Source organism: Bacteroides fragilis NCTC 9343 (assembly GCF_000025985.1).
In the GTDB taxonomy this organism is placed as follows: domain Bacteria; phylum Bacteroidota; class Bacteroidia; order Bacteroidales; family Bacteroidaceae; genus Bacteroides; species Bacteroides fragilis.
The window spans coordinates 5185967-5205140 of sequence record NC_003228.3 but is presented as its reverse complement, the minus strand read 5'-3'; the positions used below and the strand labels follow the sequence as shown (position 1 = coordinate 5205140).

General features: G+C 42.4%; 14 protein-coding genes. 4 read left to right on the top strand and 10 right to left on the bottom strand.

The genetic code is table 11. The features are described from left to right. Positions 1-390 precede the first annotated feature (390 nt). On the top strand, positions 391-1383 hold the full coding sequence (gene nadA, locus BF9343_RS21305; RefSeq protein WP_005802044.1) for a quinolinate synthase NadA: 993 nt from the start codon (positions 391-393) through the stop codon (positions 1381-1383). 590 nt (positions 1384-1973) lie between these two features. Here nadA and BF9343_RS21300 read toward each other — a convergent pair. The 4 genes from BF9343_RS21300 to BF9343_RS21285 all read right to left on the bottom strand — a co-directional run bounded on the left by BF9343_RS21300 (position 1974) and on the right by BF9343_RS21285 (position 7706). Beyond that, the gene (locus BF9343_RS21300) at positions 1974-2558 is read right to left on the bottom strand and encodes a non-canonical purine NTP diphosphatase (protein ID WP_009291292.1); all 585 of its coding nucleotides are present in this window, start codon (positions 2556-2558) and stop codon (positions 1974-1976) included. A 10-nt stretch (positions 2559-2568) separates the two neighbouring features. Continuing rightward, the gene (locus BF9343_RS21295) at positions 2569-3468 is read right to left on the bottom strand and encodes a YitT family protein (protein WP_005783550.1); all 900 of its coding nucleotides are present in this window, start codon (positions 3466-3468) and stop codon (positions 2569-2571) included. Positions 3469-3482: 14 nt separating this feature from the next. Then, complete coding sequence (leuS, locus tag BF9343_RS21290) at positions 3483-6314, bottom strand: leucine--tRNA ligase (protein WP_010993827.1); 2832 nt, start codon at positions 6312-6314, stop codon at positions 3483-3485. A gap of 315 nt (positions 6315-6629) precedes the next feature. Further along, positions 6630-7706, bottom strand: coding sequence for a 6-bladed beta-propeller (locus tag BF9343_RS21285; protein ID WP_010993826.1), 1077 nt, complete (start codon positions 7704-7706; stop codon positions 6630-6632). Between the two features lie 739 nt (positions 7707-8445). Here BF9343_RS21285 and mutS point away from each other — a divergent pair. Continuing rightward, positions 8446-11061 carry a DNA mismatch repair protein MutS gene (mutS, locus tag BF9343_RS21280; RefSeq protein WP_005783545.1) on the top strand — a complete coding sequence of 872 codons (2616 nt, stop codon included), beginning with the start codon at positions 8446-8448 and terminating at the stop codon, positions 11059-11061. Here mutS and BF9343_RS21275 read toward each other — a convergent pair whose 3' ends face one another. The 5 genes from BF9343_RS21275 to BF9343_RS21255 form a co-directional block, all read right to left on the bottom strand. Continuing rightward, positions 11062-11703 (bottom strand): chloramphenicol acetyltransferase, encoded by a 642-nt coding sequence (locus BF9343_RS21275; RefSeq protein ID WP_005797145.1) that lies wholly within the window; start codon positions 11701-11703, stop codon positions 11062-11064. After that, complete coding sequence (gene lgt / locus BF9343_RS21270; RefSeq protein ID WP_005783541.1) at positions 11700-12533, bottom strand: prolipoprotein diacylglyceryl transferase; 834 nt, start codon at positions 12531-12533, stop codon at positions 11700-11702. Before lgt ends, BF9343_RS21275 begins: the two co-directional genes overlap by 4 nt. Before the next feature lie 10 nt (positions 12534-12543). Then, on the bottom strand, positions 12544-13473 hold the full coding sequence (locus tag BF9343_RS21265) for a ketopantoate reductase family protein (RefSeq protein ID WP_005814023.1): 930 nt from the start codon (positions 13471-13473) through the stop codon (positions 12544-12546). Between the two features lie 295 nt (positions 13474-13768). After that, positions 13769-14872 (bottom strand): redox-regulated ATPase YchF, encoded by a 1104-nt coding sequence (ychF, locus tag BF9343_RS21260; protein ID WP_005782865.1) that lies wholly within the window; start codon positions 14870-14872, stop codon positions 13769-13771. A 220-nt stretch (positions 14873-15092) separates the two neighbouring features. Continuing rightward, positions 15093-16478: a DUF4932 domain-containing protein gene (locus BF9343_RS21255; protein ID WP_008657805.1), complete on the bottom strand. Its 1386-nt coding sequence runs from the start codon at positions 16476-16478 to the stop codon at positions 15093-15095. 172 nt (positions 16479-16650) lie between these two features. Between BF9343_RS21255 and BF9343_RS21250 the strand changes: the two genes are divergently transcribed. Continuing rightward, on the top strand, positions 16651-17463 hold the full coding sequence (locus BF9343_RS21250) for an alpha/beta hydrolase (protein WP_005783535.1): 813 nt from the start codon (positions 16651-16653) through the stop codon (positions 17461-17463). A 147-nt stretch (positions 17464-17610) separates the two neighbouring features. Next, entirely contained in the window at positions 17611-18558 is a 948-nt protein-coding gene (gene cysK / locus BF9343_RS21245; protein ID WP_005783534.1) for a cysteine synthase A, read from the top strand. A gap of 97 nt (positions 18559-18655) precedes the next feature. On the opposite strand, the gene BF9343_RS21240 is transcribed toward cysK, so the two are convergent. After that, the gene (locus BF9343_RS21240) at positions 18656-19129 is read right to left on the bottom strand and encodes a pyridoxamine 5'-phosphate oxidase family protein (RefSeq protein ID WP_005802053.1); all 474 of its coding nucleotides are present in this window, start codon (positions 19127-19129) and stop codon (positions 18656-18658) included. Between the last annotated feature and the right edge of the window lie 45 nt (positions 19130-19174).

Below are 19174 nucleotides of genomic sequence, written 5' to 3'. Positions count from 1 at the left end.
CGGTTTAAAACCTGTCAAAAGAATCAGCATATATTTTGAAAACTAATTCTTGCATTATTCAAATGAAGGTATAAGAGCAACGGGATATGAACAATACAAAAAAGTTAGCTTCAACTTTCCAAGCATACTTCAACAGATTTTTCAGTACTAATTAGCCTGTTTATATCCATAAAGTTTTTAACTTTGCACTTTATCAACAAGGTGTTAATGAAGTTAGCAATATAGCTTATTATCAATAAATAGACACGTTCATAAACTGATTATAAACTTAGATAAGTAACTAATAACTTATCCGGCAAGAAAAAGCCGGTTTATTTGCTAACACTATTAACAGGCTATAATCACTAACAAAGGATTTCTTTTTAAAAGAAGAGAAAAAATAAGAATATAATGAATCGAGAAGAATGGGTGAATAAGGGATTCGTTGACGAGCCCGTAGACAAAAGCATTGATCTGAAAGCAGCCATCAATGAACTGAAAAAAGAAAAGAATGCGGTAATCCTGGGACACTATTACCAGAAAGGCGAAATACAGGATATTGCCGACTACATTGGGGACAGTCTGGCTTTGGCTCAAATTGCAGCCAAAACCGATGCGGATATTCTTGTGATGTGTGGCGTTCATTTTATGGGAGAAACCGCAAAGGTGCTTTGTCCGGACAAGAAGGTGCTGGTGCCCGACTTGAATGCAGGATGTTCGTTGGCAGACAGCTGTCCGGCAGATAAGTTTGCTGAGTTTGTGAAAGCACATCCGGGATATACGGTGATTTCGTATGTGAATACAACGGCAGCTGTGAAAGCGGTGACAGATGTAGTAGTGACTTCGACTAATGCAAAACAGATCGTTGAAAGTTTCCCGAAAGATGAAAAGATTATTTTCGGCCCGGATCGTAACCTGGGAAATTATATCAATTCGATTACAGGACGTGAAATGCTGTTGTGGGACGGAGCTTGCCATGTGCATGAACAGTTTTCGGTGGAGAAGATTGTAGAACTGAAAGCACAATATCCCGATGCGGTAGTATTGGCGCATCCCGAATGTAAGAGTGTGGTATTAAAGTTGGCCGATATGGTGGGATCTACAGCGGCTTTATTAAAATATGCAGTGAACAGTGACAAGCAACGGTTCATTGTGGCCACGGAGGCAGGTATCTTACACGAGATGCAGAAAAAATGCCCTCAAAAAACATTCATTCCGGCTCCTCCTAACGATAGTACCTGTGGATGCAATGAATGTAACTTCATGCGGCTGAACACGCTGGAAAAGCTCTATAATTGCCTTAAATACGAATTCCCGGAAGTAACTGTTGACCCGGAAGTTGCCAGAGAGGCGGTAAAGCCGATTAAGCGGATGCTGGAGATTTCAGCTAAGTTAGGCTTATAAACAGGTTGTGAATAATAAGTTAACTTTCCGGTTAATATTGAATGTATTTATCATATAAAAGAATCGTATTATACTTATATATAAAGGTATAATACGATTTTTTGTTATTAACAAGACCGGTTGAAATACCTGTTAATAATAAGTGTATAGTGTTTAAACAGGAAAGATCCATTGAATGGCGGTTACTCTTTAGGAAAAAGAGGGATAAATTGGATAAAGGACCAGAGAAAAAGGATAGAGTCCGGAAGAATAAAGTAAAGAGTATAGAGTAATAACATGGGGATGTTTTGCTGAATAAGATCCCCATGTTATGATATAAAACATCCGGATGTTCTAATGCAGAACATCCGGATGTTTTTGTAATGTAAGCTTAGTGTTTCAGGATGAATGAAGTATTGAAATGAATTTTATTCAGCTTCGTTATGTATTTCGCATGTACCCATTCATCTCCTGATGTTTGATATCATATTTGGTCACATTAGTAGCGGGTGGGGAAGTGCCGTCTGCCGACATCGGTAAGTATAAAAAAATCCTTCGGTTTGAAATTATATTCAGCCGAAGGATTCATTTTATTTATTTCGTTTTATCGATCAGATTGAACGAAGAAATTCACATAGTTTGTTCACAGCCAAAGCACGATGACTGATTTGATTTTTAATTTCATTACCTAATTCGGCAAAGGTCCGGTCGTATCCTTCAGGAACGAATACCGGATCGTATCCGAATCCGGAATCACCTCTTTTTTCTTTGATTATTTCGCCTTTTATGATTCCTTCGAAGAGATACTCCTTTTCATCCAGAATGAGCGAAATAGCTGTACGGAACTGTGCTCTACGGTTGTCTTTTCCTTCCAGTTCGTGGAGGAGTTTCAACATGTTGGCTTCCGCATTGTGTCCTTCTCCACCGGCATAACGGGCCGAATAGATACCCGGAGCACCTCCCAGTGATTCAACTTCCAGTCCCGTGTCATCGGCAAAGCAGTTTAATCCGTAGTTCCGGTAAATAAAAGATGATTTGAGGTATGCATTGCCTTCAAGAGTCTCTGCTGTCTCCGGAATATCTGTATGACAATTGATGTCATTCAGGCTGAGTAGCTCGACTTTATCCCCTAAGATAGCAGATACTTCTTCCAGCTTATGTGCATTATTGGTTGCGAAAACAAGTTTACGTTTCATTGTATGCAGTTTATTTTATTTTCAGGCGGTCGAATCCTTCACCATATACACCGATTACCGAACTCTGCGAGATAAAAGCATTCGGATCGATATCTTTCACCAAACGGAAAATATCGAGTGACTGACGTTTGTAGGCAAGTACAACTAATACTTTTACATTATTCTGGCTGTACCAGCCCAATCCGTCAAGTACGGTCACTCCCCGATGGGTTTCTTTCGTAATGCGGTCGGCAATCTTTGCATAATCTTTCGAAAAGATAAAGAACTGTACCGATTGACGGGCGCTGTTGACTACATAGTCCAGAACGAAACCGATGATAAACAAGGTAACGAAACCGAATATCACTCTGCGCCAGTCGTTAAAGATGAAATAGCATGAACTGATGATAATGATATCACAGAACATGATCATTCGTCCGAGAGTAACATCCTTATATTTATTAACAATGGCTGCAATGATATCGGTACCACCTGTGCTGCCGTTATTATTAAATACCACCCCTAATCCGAGACCACACATGATGGCTCCGATGATGCAAGCCATAAAGTCCTGCCCTTCTCCTACCAACTGAAGCGGAGCTCCTTTATCGTCCACAATGATCAGTTGGAAGAACCATAGGAAGAAAGTGAGCATAAAGATGGCGTATGTCGTCTTTATACTGAATTTCGGACCGAGTATCTTAATAGCAAATGTCATCAGGACAGCGTTGATGATGAAGTAGGACCATTGAATGGGGAAACCTGTTGCATAATAGATGATGGCACCGATACCGGTTGTTCCACCTGTAGTGATCTGATAAGGAATCAGAAAAGCTGTCCAGCCTAATGCATAACTTATCAGTCCGAGAGTGATGAAAATATAATCTCTCAACTCTCGCATTACATCGGATTTTGTGGGTTTACTAATCATTTTGTGTGTAGGTATTAAATAACAATGTTAACAATCTTCTTCGGGACTACGATAACTTTCTTCGGTGTTTTGCCTTCTGTCCATTTTAACGAGCGTTCGTCGGCAAGTACAGTGGCTTGAATCGCGTCGCTGGCGGCATTAGCCGGAAATTCCATATTGAAACGTGCTTTACCATTGAAAGAAATGGTGTAATTAACCGTATCTTCTACCAGGTATTGCTCGTTGAAAGCCGGCCATTGTGCATCACATACAGAGGTGGTGCTTCCCAGTGTATCCCATAACTCTTCGCATACATGCGGAGCAAAAGGTGCAAGAACTACGATGAGTTGCTCCAATACCTCTTTTTTATTGCATTTCAGACTTGAAAGTTCATTGACACAGATCATGAAAGCACTTACTGAAGTGTTGTAAGAGAACTGTTCGATATCACCGGTTACTTTCTTAATCAACTTATGGAGTGCTTTTAGTTCTTCTTTGGTAGCCGGTTCGTCTTTTACCAGATATTCGCCGTTTCTGTCATAGAACAATGACCAGAATTTTTTGATGAAACGATGTACGCCATCTATTCCGTTCGTATCCCAAGGTTTGGACTGTTCAACCGGTCCGAGGAACATTTCGTACATACGGAGTGTATCGGCACCGTATTTTTCAACAATCATATCCGGATTTACCACATTGAACATAGATTTACTCATCTTTTCAACAGCCCATCCACAGATATACTTGCCGTCTTCCAGAATAAATTCGGCAGTTTCGTATTCGGGTCTCCAAGCCTTGAAAGCTTCCAGGTCGAGGATATCGTTGGATACGATGTTGACATCTACGTGGATAGGAGTAACTTCATATTGATCTTTCAGATTGAGAGATACGAAAGTATTGGTATCCTTGATACGGTAGACAAAGTTACTTCGTCCTTGTATCATTCCCTGATTTACAAGTTTCTGGAAAGGCTCTTCGGCTACGGAGATACCCCAATCGTGCAGGAACTTATTCCAGAAACGTGAATAAATCAAGTGTCCGGTAGCATGTTCCGTACCTCCTACATATAAGTCTACATTTTTCCAGTACTGATCCACGGCGGGAGAAACGAGAGCTTCGTGATTGCGCGGATCCATATAGCGCAGATAATAGGCGGATGAACCGGCAAATCCCGGCATCGTATTCAGTTCCAGTGGGAAAATGGTTATATTATCAATGTTTTCATTGTCTGTCACGCATTTGTTGACAGTGTCCCATGCCCATTTAGTGGCATGTCCCAATGGTGGTTCACCGGTTTCGGTAGGAAGGAATTTGGCTACTTCCGGCAATTCCAGCGGGAGGCAACTTTCATCAATCATGTAAGGCATTCCGTCTTTGTAGTAAACCGGGAATGGTTCGCCCCAATAGCGCTGACGTGAGAAAATTGCATCACGCAGACGGAAATTGACTTTCACACGGCCTAATCCGGTTGCCTTGATATATTCTTTAGTTTTGGCGATTGCTTCTTTTACGGTCAATCCGTTCAATACGAGTCCACCTTCGGGAGCTCCCGGACGGGGAGAATTCATCATGATGCCTTCTTTGGCGTCGAAGCTTTCTTCACTGACGTCGCAACCTTCGATCAGCGGACGGATTTCCAGATTGAAATGTTTGGCAAAAGCATAGTCACGGCTATCGTGTGCAGGAACAGCCATGATGGCACCTGTACCGTAACCTGCTAATACATAATCGCTAATCCATACCGGTATGGGTTCGTTGGTCAATGGGTTAATGGCATAGCTTCCGGAGAATACGCCGCTTACGCTACGGTCGGCAATACGTTCGCGTTCGGTACGTTTTTTGGTACGGTCCAGATAAGCATCTACTTCGGCTTTTTGTTCCGGAGTGGTCAACTTGGCTACCAATTCACTTTCCGGGGCAAGCACCATGAAAGTAACTCCAAATACCGTGTCGGCACGGGTTGTAAAGATAGTAAATTCAATATCCGAATCTTTCACTTTAAAGTTCATTTCAGCACCTTCGCTGCGTCCTATCCAGTTGCGTTGAGTCTCTTTCAGCGAGTCGGTCCATTCTACGGTTTCAAGTCCGTCGAGCAAACGCTGTGCATAAGCGGATACGCGCAGGCACCACTGACGCATCACTTTTTGAATAACGGGATAACCGCCTCTTTCGGAAACACCGTCAACTACTTCATCATTGGCAAGTACGGTACCCAAAGCCGGACACCAGTTTACCATTGTATTGCCCAAATAGGCTATACGGTAGTTCATGAGGATTTCCTGTTGTTCTTTTTCGCTTTTAGCATTCCATTCGTCGGCAGTGAAGTCCATTTCTTCGCCACAGGCTACGTTCATACCTTGTGTTCCGTTGGTACTAAAAGCTTCTATTAACTCTTCGATGGGACGTGCCTGTTTTTCATCATTGCAATAATAGCTGTTGAACATTTTGATAAATGCCCATTGGGTCCAATGATAATATTCCGGATCGCAAGTGCGAATTTCACGATTCCAGTCGAAAGAGAAACCAATCTTATCTAATTGTTCACGATAGCGGTTGATGTTATTAACAGTGGTAATTGCAGGGTGCTGTCCGGTTTGAATAGCATATTGTTCGGCCGGCAGTCCGTAAGCATCATATCCCATCGGGTTCAATACGTTAAATCCTTGCAGGCGTTTATAGCGCGCATAAATGTCTGAGGCAATATATCCCAGGGGATGACCTACGTGCAGTCCGGCACCCGAAGGATAGGGGAACATATTGAGTACATAGAATTTTTGTTTGGATGCATCTTCATTTACCTGGTAGGTATGGTTGTCTACCCAAATTTTCTGCCATTTCTTTTCGATCTCCCTGAAATTATATTCCATAGCGATAACCTTTTGTTTATAGTGATTTATAATATATGCTTTATATGAGGGAGCAAATTTACATGATTATTTTCAGATAACCACGAAGATAGCTAAAAAACAAAATAGGTATGAAAAGGAAGAATCAGAAAATAAAAATCTTATATTTGTTGATAATTTAAATTTTAGTATTTATATTTGTAATCATCGATTAGGTATATGATTACTCAAAAGATAAAAATGATGACATTCATTCAATAGGTTTGAGCACGAAGATGTGCTGAAAGGATAACGAATCGGGATATAGTTTACAAAGACTATATCCCGATTTCTTTATTATTTTTCCGCTAATATGATCACCGGATTTTCATCATTCTCTTGTATTTCATACGAAATCAGATATTTTCCGTCGTCAGACATACACTTAGGTATGAATGAATGTTCTTCCGGTATGGCGAATGAATTTTCCGGGTAAGAAATTTGAATGCTATTGGATTTCTTTTCTTTCAGGTCATAGTAAAAAAGATAATTCTGTTTATTGGCCCTTGCAGAAAAGAAAAGTTTATTATCCCATTTCCCGATGGGAGTTAAAGTCGCTGCATTGTCAAAGACACTTTTTCTGGGATCGGTTAATGTGTAGCGGGCATCTTCTGCTATTTTGTATTTTCCTAATTCAATGTACCAACGTGGAATGGGTTGATATTGATTATCGATGGAAAAAATGGTATCGTTGAACATCTCTTTAAAGAAAGTCCGGCCATCTGCATGGAATGGATAGCATTCATTGTAGAATACCATTGTCATCTCTCCTTTTTGAAAGGATTTGCCATAGGGTATTTTAGCCAGGATGGTGCTGTCTTTGAATAGGTAAATTTTGTGAGGTTCATTTCCGGTAATATTCTGTATATAACCGGCTTTTATATTATTACCTGATGCAAGGGGAAATACTTCTTTGATATTGCTTTCCGGGATAGGTTCGGTCTTTATCCATTTTCCGTTCCAGTTATATGTTTTAATTTTGTTGTCTATGTCGAAAATGTGAATGCCTTCATCATCTGTCCAAGCATTATTAATGCCGCTATATTCGGTGGGACCTCCTCCTTTGCTACCTATGTTACAAATAAATTTGCCCGACAGATCGAAAAGGGATAAATTATTGTGATGTACCAGTATTTTGTCTTTATGTAGGATTGTTGCGCGGATATTACCTATCAGTATGGAATCATTGGTTTCTAATTGGACAAAGTGTATGGATTTTGCCCATTCTTTCAAAGGGATCTTTTCCGGTTGGCCGTCAAAAAGGGTAGAGAAGTCGATAGTCTGACATTCGGTAGTAGATTCTTTGTTACATGAAGTAAACATGGAGCAGACAAACAGGGAGAGTACAAAGAAACAGGCGGATTTGTTTTTCATAATTGTATTGTGTAACGGATTAATTAAGGGATCTAATATAGGTATTTAAATTATCGGGAAATCATTAACCGACCAAACGTTAAGGTTTTAAAAGCTTTTTTAGAGAAGCCTTATGGAGGGGGATAGATAAGTACGGGCATAAAAAAAGGAGCAACGCCTTGCTCCAACCTTTGTTAACCTTAAATCTAATACTATGAAAAACACAGTTGCAAAGGTACGGCTTTCTGCGAAAATAGCAAATAAACCAAGTAAATTAGTATGTTTTATAACACGTTTTAAGAAAATAATGTGATTTGTTAAGTGTTGAAAGCTCTGAAATTCTATATTTGGGGTGGATCGGAGACTGTTGTGATTCATACTTCTTCCGGTTGGGAGGATGTTGGGATATGGGCATAAAAAAAGGAGCAACGCCTTGCTCCAACCTTTGTTAACCTTAAATCTAATACTATGAAAAACACATTGCAAAGGTACGACTTCCTGCGAAAATAGCAAGTAATTCGGATAAAAATCGGTGTTTTATAATATATTTTAAAGGATATAATAAAGTTATTAATAAAACAGACTCTTTTTGAAAGGTTTATTTAGAAATGATGATAGCCAAACTTATTATCGGAATAAGGGGCAGACCGATCAATATACATTATTTTAGGTATGGTAAAACTGTCTGTTAGGATAGGTAGATTTGAGGGAAACCGCTATCTTTGCCTTGTTATTTATGAACTTAAAAAGAAGACTATCCGTGAGCAATGATATTGAATTAACCCCGATGATGAAACAGTTTCTTGACCTGAAGGCTAAGCATCCGGATGCAGTGATGCTGTTCCGGTGCGGAGACTTCTATGAAACTTATTCTACCGATGCGATTATTGCAGCTGAAATATTAGGAATTACTCTCACAAAACGTGCCAATGGAAAGGGTAAAACCGTTGAGATGGCGGGATTTCCGCATCATGCGTTAGATACATACCTGCCGAAATTGATCCGTGCAGGTAAGCGGGTGGCCATATGTGACCAGCTTGAAGATCCTAAGACAACGAAGAAATTGGTGAAGCGTGGCATTACGGAGTTAGTTACTCCGGGTGTTTCGATCAATGATAATGTCTTAAATTATAAGGAAAATAACTTTCTGGCAGCTGTTCATTTTGGAAAATCGGCTTGTGGTATTGCATTTCTGGATATTTCTACCGGAGAGTTCCTGACGGCTGAAGGACCTTTTGACTATGTAGATAAGCTGCTGAATAATTTTGCTCCGAAAGAGATTCTTTTCGAACGTGGGAAACGCGGAATGTTTGAGGGAAATTTCGGAAGTAAGTTCTTTACTTTTGAACTGGATGATTGGGTATTTACCGAATCCAGTTCCCGGGAGAAGTTGCTGAAGCATTTTGAAACAAAGAATCTGAAAGGATTCGGGGTTGAGCATCTCAAGAATGGTATTATAGCTTCCGGAGCTATCCTGCAATATCTGGATATGACGGAACATACACAGGTAGGACATATCACTTCGCTGGCACGTATCGAGGAAGACAAATATGTGCGTCTTGATAAATTTACAGTGCGCAGCCTGGAGTTGATCGGTAGCATGAACGATGGTGGCAGCAGTTTGCTTCATGTTATTGACAAGACTATCAGTCCTATGGGAGCCCGTCTGTTGAAGCGTTGGATGGTATTTCCTTTAAAAGATGAGAAACCCATTAATGACCGGCTGAATGTAGTAGAATACTTCTTTCGTAAACCGGATTTCAGGGAGTTGATTGAAGACGAACTGCATCGGATCGGAGATTTGGAACGTATCATTTCAAAAGTAGCCGTCGGGCGTGTTTCTCCTCGTGAGGTAGTACAGTTAAAAGTTGCTTTACAAGCAATTGAACCTATTAAAGAGGCTTGTCAACAGGCCGATAATCCGAGTTTGAACCGAATCGGTGAGCAGTTGAATCTTTGTATTTCTATTCGTGACCGGATTGAAAAAGAGATTAATAATGATCCTCCTCTGTTGATAAATAAGGGGGGAGTCATAAAAGATGGTGTAGATACGGAATTGGATGAGCTTCGGCAGATTGCTTATTCTGGCAAAGATTATCTGCTTAAGATACAGCAACGTGAAAGTGAACTGACAGGAATACCTAGTTTGAAGATTGCTTATAACAGTGTTTTCGGATACTATATTGAAGTGCGGAATGTGCATAAAGATAAAGTGCCGCAAGAGTGGATACGTAAGCAGACGTTGGTAAATGCGGAGCGTTATATCACTCAGGAACTGAAAGAATATGAAGAGAAAATTCTGGGTGCCGAAGACAAGATCCTGGTATTGGAGACTCGCCTGTATACAGAACTTGTACAGGCATTGAGTGAATTTATACCTGCCATCCAGATCAATGCTAACCAGATAGCCCGCATTGACTGCCTGCTTTCATTTGCCAATGTAGCCAAAGAGAACAATTATATCCGCCCGGTGATTGAAGATAATGATGTATTGGATATTCGTCAGGGGCGGCATCCGGTAATTGAAAAGCAACTGCCTATCGGAGAAAAATATATAGCTAACGATGTGTTGTTGGATAACGCTACCCAGCAGGTTATCATTATTACCGGTCCGAATATGGCCGGTAAGTCGGCCCTGTTAAGGCAGACTGCATTGATCACCCTGCTTGCCCAGATTGGTTCGTTCGTTCCGGCCGAAAGCGCTCATATCGGATTGGTAGATAAGATTTTTACTCGGGTCGGTGCCAGTGACAATATCTCTGTAGGAGAATCTACTTTTATGGTCGAGATGAATGAAGCGTCTGATATTCTGAATAATATTTCTTCCCGAAGCCTTGTCCTGTTCGATGAATTGGGACGCGGAACTTCTACTTACGACGGAATATCCATAGCTTGGGCTATTGTAGAGTATATCCATGAGCATCCGAAGGCAAAGGCACGTACACTTTTTGCTACTCACTACCATGAACTGAACGAAATGGAGAAATCCTTTAAGCGTATTAAGAATTATAACGTATCGGTTAAGGAGGTGGATAACAAAGTTATTTTCCTCCGGAAACTTGAAAGGGGCGGAAGTGAGCACTCGTTCGGTATCCATGTGGCCAAGATGGCAGGCATGCCTAAAAGTATTGTGAAACGTGCCAATGAAATTCTGAAGCAACTCGAATCTGACAACCGCCAGCAGGGAATTTCGGGTAAGCCGCTGGCAGAAGTCAGTGAGAATCGCGGAGGTATGCAGTTGAGTTTCTTTCAGCTTGATGACCCGATCTTGTGTCAGATCCGGGATGAAATACTTCATCTGGATGTGAATAATCTTACTCCGATTGAGGCATTAAACAAACTGAATGATATCAAAAAGATAGTCAGGGGAAAATAATTATTTAAGAAACTCTTCCACCTTTTTATAAAACAGGGATAAGTGATGTCCGTCTATAAATCCATGATGAATGGTCATAGCGATGGGCATCACTAATACACCACCTCTTATAACGGCTTTACCCGCATTCATTAACGGGTAATTACCACCGTGACGATGTTCCTGCGTACAAGTCAGTGAGGTGAAATATAAATCGGGAGTAGCGCTGAGGAGCACTACATCCAGTAAATCACTACCTCCTGTCTTTTCTGCTTCATAAGGATCTTTATCCGGATCTATTCCGCTAATGATGGCTTTGGCTTCTGTGTAGAAAGTCTTAAAATCAGGATACCAGGGAAGTCGTACAGTAAAAAAACGTCCGTTATCTGCCACTTTAATGGGAGTCAGCATATCCACTGTATCGAAATAAACTACCCGTCCTTCAGAATCAATGCGGAATCGGAACTCTTTGATTTCATTGACAGCACGCAACACGGCATAAAGGTAGTGCAGGAAGAAGGATTCTCCGGCGGCTTTGGCACGTGTTCTAGCACCCGAACATTCTACTTCTGAAGTAATGGAGATAGTGGGATTCTGGAAACCAAGGAAAAATTCATAATTTTCTTTTCTTTCCCAGGTTTTAATATCAATTATATGTTTCATTTTACACTCTTTTTCTTTCCGTAGAAAAACATAAAGTAAATGCCGATAATTACGAACGGGATGCTTAACCATTGACCCATGTTCAGTGCCATGCTATTTTCGAAATCCACCTGATTTTCTTTCAGGAATTCTACAAAGAAGCGGAAAGTGAAGATAGCTGTCAGGCAAAGTCCGAAGAAGAACCCCCGATGTAGTTTTTTGCTATAGTTCTTATAGAGGAACATCATTACCAGGAAGAGGATAAAATAGGCGATTGCTTCATAAAGTTGTGCCGGATGCCGTGGTTGCATGTCTACCCGTTCGAAAACGAATGCCCAGGATACATCGGTTACCTTACCTATGATTTCGGAATTCATCAGATTGGCAAGGCGAATGAAACATGCCGTAATAGGAGTGGCTACGGCAATCATATCTACCACATCCATATAATTCATTTTCGTTTTGCGGCAATAGAGCCAGAGAGAAATGATCAGCCCGAGGGTACCTCCATGACTGGCCAGTCCTTCATAACCCGTGAATTTCCATCCACCTCCCGGAAGAAATTTAACCGGAAGTATCATTTCCCAAAAATGATTCAGGTAATATCCCGGATCATAGAACAGGCAATGTCCCAGTCGTGCCCCGATCAGGATGCCGAAAAAACAGTAAAAGAAAAGCGGTTCGAACTTCTTTTCGTCTATCTTCTTATCACGATATTGATAGTGCACCACTATGTAAGCAAAGAATATTCCGATAGCCCACAATAGTCCGTAATAACGGATTGAGATGCCGAAAAGATTAAATAATTCCGGATTTGGGTTCCAGTTGATAGATAAAAGAAGGTTGTTCATATTGATTTCTTTATTGTTTGATGAATTTTTTAGCAACTTCCCGATAAGTAGGCACATCGATACCTTGCTCTTCGGCTGCTGTTATCATGTCAAAGAGCAGACCTTGTACCTCTGATTCGTGTCCGCGTGCTATATCTTTTTGCATGGATGCTGTGCTTTCGGGAGCCAGTTTATCAATTACTTTCAGATTGTATGTGACTATGTCTTCTTTAAATTCAATTCCGAGTTTCTTTCCCAGAGCAGCGCTCTCGGTAGAGAGTCCGATAAAAGTATCGCGCACTTTGCCGGGTTTCTGAACTTCTCCCATCGGGACATCGAAATAAGCTCCGGTGACTGCCATGGCTGAAATAAACGACCATTTAATGAAGGTATCCCGATTGATGTCGGAAGAGATTTCTACTTTGATGCCGCTTTCCTGCAAGTCCCTCTGTACGGCCTCCATCAGCCCTGCCGGAACAAGGATTCCCCGGTGTGCACCATATACCAGACGAAAGATGGTTCCCATCTGAGTGATTTCGCCCGGTCCGGAAACAAAGCCTACAATGTAGATACATCCGTCCAGTACGGTGACTCCCGGTACGAGACGTTGGATGCGCGGTCCTGTGCCGTATACATTCAATATGGGAATTACAATCGTTCGGTCGTGGGCTGCCCGCTTGATAAGCTCTGTGATAGAGTCTACGGAATACCCTTTGACACATACAAATATCACATCAGCTTTTCCGTTATATTCTTCTGCCGTGCAGGCATTTATCCGTAGAGCATGTTCACCTTTCAAATCTGATTTCAATTTGAGCCCGTCTTGTTGTATTGCTTGCAGATGTGCTCCACGGGCAATGCAAGTGACGTCTTTTCCGGCAAGTGACAGAAAGCCGGCTATACTTCCGCCTACGCCTCCGGTTCCTGCGATAAGATAACGAAGTCTGTTGGTACTTTCCATATTTATTGATATTTTATGTGTTGCTTGTTAGGCATGATATCCGGTCGCAAAGATAATGATTTGCTTGAAGATAGTAGTAGAAAACCGGGAGTTTTCGTTGGAAGAGAGGAGGGATAACAACAGGAGGAGGTGTTGATACTCACCACAGAGGACGCTGAGTAACACGGAGGAGATTTAAAGTTGTTGATTATTGGTTTTTAAAAAAACTCTGTGATACTCCGTGTTACTCAGTGGTGAAAAGGGTTATGACCCTTCCTCTTCGGTTTATGAATGAAAATAGATGATTCCGGATGAGTTATACATTGAAACGGAAATGCATGATATCTCCATCCTGTACTACGTATTCTTTTCCTTCAACACCCAATTTTCCGGCTTCTTTGACAGCAGCCTCCGAGCCATATTGAAGGAAGTCTTCGTATTTGATAACTTCGGCACGGATAAAACCTTTCTCAAAGTCGGTATGGATCACTCCGGCACATTGTGGAGCTTTCCATCCTTTTTCGTAGGTCCAGGCACGTACTTCCTGTACACCGGCAGTGAAATAAGTCTCCAGGTTCAACAGTTTGTAGGCCGATTTAATGAGACGTGCCACACCCGATTCTTCCAGGCCGATTTCGGCAAGAAACATCTGACGGTCTTCGTAGGTTTCCAGTTCGGCGATGTCAGCTTCTGTTTTTCCGGCTACCACCAGGATTTCGGCGTCTTCGTCCTTTACTGCCTCACGTACCATGTCTACGTATTTGTTTCCATTTACCGCACTTGCTTCGTCCACATTGCAAACATACATTACGGGTTTACTGGTGAGTAAGAACAATTCTTTCGCTATTTTCTGTTCGTCTTTTGTTTCGAACGTTACCGTACGCGCCGATTTGCCCTGTTCCAACGCATCCTTGAATTGAACAAGTACGTCATAAGCTTGTTTAGCGGCTTTATCTCCTCCGGTCTGAGCTTGTTTTTGTACTTTCTGGATACGGCTCTCGATGGTTTCCAGGTCTTTTAATTGTAATTCGTAATCGATGATTTCCTTGTCACGAACCGGATTTACACTTCCGTCCACATGGGTTACATTGTCATCGTCGAAGCAACGGAGTACGTGAATGATGGCATCGGTTTCCCGAATATTGGCCAGGAACTTGTTTCCCAGTCCTTCACCTTTGCTGGCACCTTTCACAAGTCCGGCGATATCTACGATTTCTACTGTTGTGGGGACGATGCGGTTGGGGTGTACCAGTTCAGCCAGTTTATTTAAACGTTCGTCGGGCACGGTAATTACGCCTACGTTCGGTTCGATTGTACAGAAAGGGAAGTTTGCCGCCTGTGCTTTCGCATTGGACAGACAATTAAAAAGTGTTGACTTACCTACATTTGGAAGTCCGACAATACCACATTGCAATGCCATAATATTATAGTCTTTTTTATATTATCAATCAGTTGTGTATTTCTATCAAATGGAAGAGTAATCCTGTAAAGTTGAAAAAGAGCAATTACTCTGATAATATTCCGTTTTGGGGTGCAAAGATAATCAATTTTAGGCTAATGCAGTCATCTGCTTTCTCTTTTTGTCCAAAACGGGGTTGCCTTTTACTACCTGGATCACAGACAATGAGAGAGAATTTGTGTCACTCTGCCGTCTTGAAAGAAATTTCGTAGGGTTTTATGGCATCTCCTTCCGGAGTGCGGAAAGAGAGTCCTAAAAGAGTGATTCCATACTCTTTCCCGGGTAACAATTCTACTCCGATAATCACGGTACGGTTGTCATTGGCGTAGTTGACATTTATAATTTTAGGCATTGCTTCCATTCCGAGGTGACCATAATTGAAAGAGTGTCCGCGGCCCACCAAAGGACGGTCGAAGTGGACAGTAATAGTTTTGATGTCGCTCCGAACGGTTGTATCGCCGTTGGTAAATTCGTCGATCGAAACTACTTTGGGACGGATAGAATCATAGTTTGCGGTATATTGGGCAAAGCCTGTATAAGCTTCTGCCAGCCGCGGCATATAGCTGTTGAGGGTCGGGTATGTCGTGCGGTCAGAGGAATACTTCTCGAGTTCATCGACCAGCTTGCTTATCCAGACAAAGCCACGTGTTTTTTGTATGACGGTTTCTTTGGTGATTTCGACAGCCGGGAAGTTATGGTCTTTCATGTATTTTATGACTGCCGCGCGTACCATTGCTTCGGTAAGGACAATAGACCATTGTCCATAGGCTTGGCGCGCCATCTGTTCGCCAACCGCAGCATAAATCTGTTCTCCGCTTGTGCGGAACATTTCCGGGTCGAAGTTTATGAATGAATGGTTGAATTCGTGGATTAAGATCGGCAAGATTAATTCAGGCGGATAAACAACCATTCCTACGGAATCGGTAACCCATGCTCCCATGACTGAAAAGACATTGTGTACGTTTTCCTTGTCAGTGACACTCGGTCCGTAATTTCCCGGGCCATTGGACATTGAAAGTATAATGTGAAACCGGTCGTTGGACTTCTGCCCGTAGAAATCATTATACCATTGGGTATCTATGCTTTTGTAAATAGGCATAAAACGACTTACAGCCTCTTGATATAAGTTCTCGTTCGAGTGATAAAAGGCATCGAAACGACTGTCTTTGACAAACTTCTTTAGCAGTTTTATGAATGGGCCTACTTGATTCCGATTCCAGCGAGAGTCCAGTGAACCATAATCTGCGGGCAGATTGAACTGGTTATCGAGATTGATGGCCATACTCATCACTGCATCGTATGAAACACCGTCAGTCTTGACCAACGAGCGTGCGAATGATATAAGTTCGTGGTTTTTATAGGGAGAAAAATGCGATTCGATGCGGTCTGTGTAGAGTTTGAAATCGTTTCTGTTATACTCCGGATTACCCGTTAAACGGAAAATAATGCTAAGTAGTTCGACTCTTTTATCTACTGTCGGCCGGATGAGCATACTGTCAGTTTGTGCCTTTACTTGTTGCGCTGCACAGATTAGCAGCGTAAACATGATGAGGGTGATCTTTCTCATATTAAAATAAGTGTTTGGAGGTTATGATATTGACAAAGGTAATTAAATTGGGATTAATACAGTTATTTCTCTATACTTTTTTGATATTGAGTATATAAAGGAACGCATTATTTTTCAAACAATGTCGTTATTGTAGTATATTTGCCCAAGTAATTCACAAACACTTAATAGCATGAGAAAGTATTTATCATTCATTCTCCTGTTGATTGGCTTGACCTTACAGGCACAGGAGACGTACAAAACAGTAAAAGACATTTCGTATATTCCTGCGGGGGAAACGGACGGTTACCGTAAAGAGCGTTGCAAACTCGATGTTTACTATCCGGTCGGGAAGAAAGGCTTTCCGACGATCGTCTGGTTTCATGGCGGTGGATTGGAGGGAGGAGGAAAGCATGTTCCCGAGATGTTTATGAATCAGGGATTTGCAGTCGTCGCTGTCAATTACCGCCTGAGTCCTAAAGCTCAGAATCCGGCTTATACAGAGGATGCTGCCGCTGCCGTGGCCTGGGCTTATAAACATATAGAAGAGTATGGAGGCTCACCGAGACGTGTTTTCGTTACCGGTCATTCGGCAGGAGGCTATTTGACTTTAATGGTGGGACTGGATAAGTCTTATCTTCAGGAATACGGGGTAGATGCCGATAGCATAGCTGCTTATCTTCCTATCAGCGGACAGACTGTGACACACTTCACGATACGTAAGGAACGCTCGTTGCCCGAGGGTATTCCGGTGATCGACCAATATGCTCCTTGCAACAAGGCCCGTAAAGATACACCGCCTTTTGTACTGATTACCGGCGACCGGAATCTTGAGATGGCCGACCGCTATGAAGAGAATGCCTTATTGGCTTCGGTACTAAAGAATATCGGTAATAAGAAGGTATCGCTATACGAATTGCAGGGGTTCGATCATGGGCAGGTATACGTCCCCGGCTGTTGCCTGGTAGCGAATTATATTCGTAATTTTATTGCGGACGGAAGGTAACCTGACGGTCCGGTTGATGTTTTTAAGGGGGAGGCTTCTCCCTCATTCGTAGTATGAATTTACCATACTTATGGTATTGAGAATGAACTAAATCTGCACTACCTTTGTCATATTATTAATAAACAGATATATACTAAATAGACAGATATGGGAAAGATAGCAAAGAAACTGACAGATTTAGTGGGTAACACCCCGTTACTGGAACTGAGTAATTACAATGCAAGTAATGGGCTGAAGGCTCGTGTAGTGGCAAAACTGGAATATTTCAACCCGGCGGGGAGCGTGAAAGACCGTATCTCTCTGGCTATGGTTGAAGATGCCGAAGCGAAAGGGACGTTGAAGTCCGGCGCTACTATTATTGAGCCGACCAGTGGAAATACAGGTGTCGGCCTGGCATTTGTGGCAGCTGCCAAAGGTTACAAACTGATATTGACCATGCCCGATACGATGAGCATGGAACGCAGGAATCTGCTGAAAGCACTGGGAGCGGAGCTTGTGCTTACTCCGGGAGCGAACGGAATGAAAGGAGCCATCGCCAAGGCCGAGGAACTGAGGGCTGCCACTCCCGGATCTGTTATCCTGCAACAGTTCGAAAATCCGGCTAACCCTGCAGTCCATGTCCGTACTACGGGTCAGGAGATCTGGAGAGATACCGATGGAAAAGTGGATATCTTTGTAGCCGGAGTGGGAACGGGAGGTACTGTAAGTGGGGTAGGAGCTGCTTTAAAGGAGCATAATCCTGCCGTACGAATCGTTGCCGTAGAGCCTGTCGATTCGCCGGTGCTGTCCGGTGGAGCTCCCGGTCCGCACAAGATACAGGGGATTGGTGCCGGGTTTATTCCTAAAACTTATCATGCAGCCGTAGTAGACGAGATCAGGCAGGTGGGAAATGACGATGCCATCCGCACCAGTCGTGAGTTGGCTGCTAAAGAAGGACTTTTGGTCGGCATTTCTTCGGGAGCAGCAGTATATGCGGCTACAGAGCTGGCAAAACTGCCGGAAAATGAAGGAAAGCTGATCGTTGTATTGCTGCCGGATACGGGAGAACGCTATCTGTCGACTATCTTGTATGCGTTTGAAGAGTATCCGCTTTGATTATTCTCATTACAGATTACGCTGATTGACACAGACTGACCGATTGCTTATCTGTCGGCTGAAAATTCTGTGTAAATCGGTGTAATCTGTGGTGAATTCATTTTGTATGCGGCACTGCGTACTCCTTTGCCGTAACGCTGTCAATCGGAATCTCCCAGATTTTTACGTTCTTGACTGCCGGATCGGAATACACAAATTCCCGGCTACTGTAATGGCGCATCAGTATATTGAGTGCCTCGCGCTTCTCTTCCGGATCTTCAATGAAGTTCACACGTCCTCTGCAAATCACACTCTTGGCCCGCATCCGGTAACTGCATGCCACTTTGGGATGCTGAAATACCAATTCGTGGTCTACACTGAAGGTAATGCAAACACGGTTGTTTCTTGTCAGCATATCGATGCTGCTGCCCGTGGGACCGGAATGCAGATAGATCACCCCGTCCTGATAACCGAAGTTCATGGGAATTACGTACGGATTTCCTTCCAGGTCAGTGATACCTACAAAGCAAATGTCACAGCGGGAGATAATTTCTTCTACTTGCTCTTTGTTTTCAATGATTACTGTCTTCATAACTATATTCTCTTGATAGAACTACAAAGATGGAAATTTATTTTA

Excerpts from the sequence above, each read along its gene's own strand:
- BF9343_RS21240 (WP_005802053.1), bottom strand. The coding sequence starts at position 19,129 with ATGAAGACAGTAATCATTGAAAACAAAGAGCAAGTAGAAGAAATTATC.
- nadA (WP_005802044.1), top strand. The coding sequence starts at position 391 with ATGAATCGAGAAGAATGGGTGAATAAGGGATTCGTTGACGAGCCCGTA.
- lgt (WP_005783541.1), bottom strand. The coding sequence starts at position 12,533 with ATGAACAACCTTCTTTTATCTATCAACTGGAACCCAAATCCGGAATTA.
- cysK (WP_005783534.1), top strand. The coding sequence starts at position 17,611 with ATGGGAAAGATAGCAAAGAAACTGACAGATTTAGTGGGTAACACCCCG.
- ychF (WP_005782865.1), bottom strand. The coding sequence starts at position 14,872 with ATGGCATTGCAATGTGGTATTGTCGGACTTCCAAATGTAGGTAAGTCA.
- BF9343_RS21255 (WP_008657805.1), bottom strand. The coding sequence starts at position 16,478 with ATGAGAAAGATCACCCTCATCATGTTTACGCTGCTAATCTGTGCAGCG.
- BF9343_RS21285 (WP_010993826.1), bottom strand. The coding sequence starts at position 7,706 with ATGAAAAACAAATCCGCCTGTTTCTTTGTACTCTCCCTGTTTGTCTGC.
- leuS (WP_010993827.1), bottom strand. The coding sequence starts at position 6,314 with ATGGAATATAATTTCAGGGAGATCGAAAAGAAATGGCAGAAAATTTGG.
- BF9343_RS21300 (WP_009291292.1), bottom strand. The coding sequence starts at position 2,558 with ATGAAACGTAAACTTGTTTTCGCAACCAATAATGCACATAAGCTGGAA.
- BF9343_RS21250 (WP_005783535.1), top strand. The coding sequence starts at position 16,651 with ATGAGAAAGTATTTATCATTCATTCTCCTGTTGATTGGCTTGACCTTA.
- BF9343_RS21275 (WP_005797145.1), bottom strand. The coding sequence starts at position 11,703 with ATGAAACATATAATTGATATTAAAACCTGGGAAAGAAAAGAAAATTAT.
- BF9343_RS21295 (WP_005783550.1), bottom strand. The coding sequence starts at position 3,468 with ATGATTAGTAAACCCACAAAATCCGATGTAATGCGAGAGTTGAGAGAT.
- BF9343_RS21265 (WP_005814023.1), bottom strand. The coding sequence starts at position 13,473 with ATGGAAAGTACCAACAGACTTCGTTATCTTATCGCAGGAACCGGAGGC.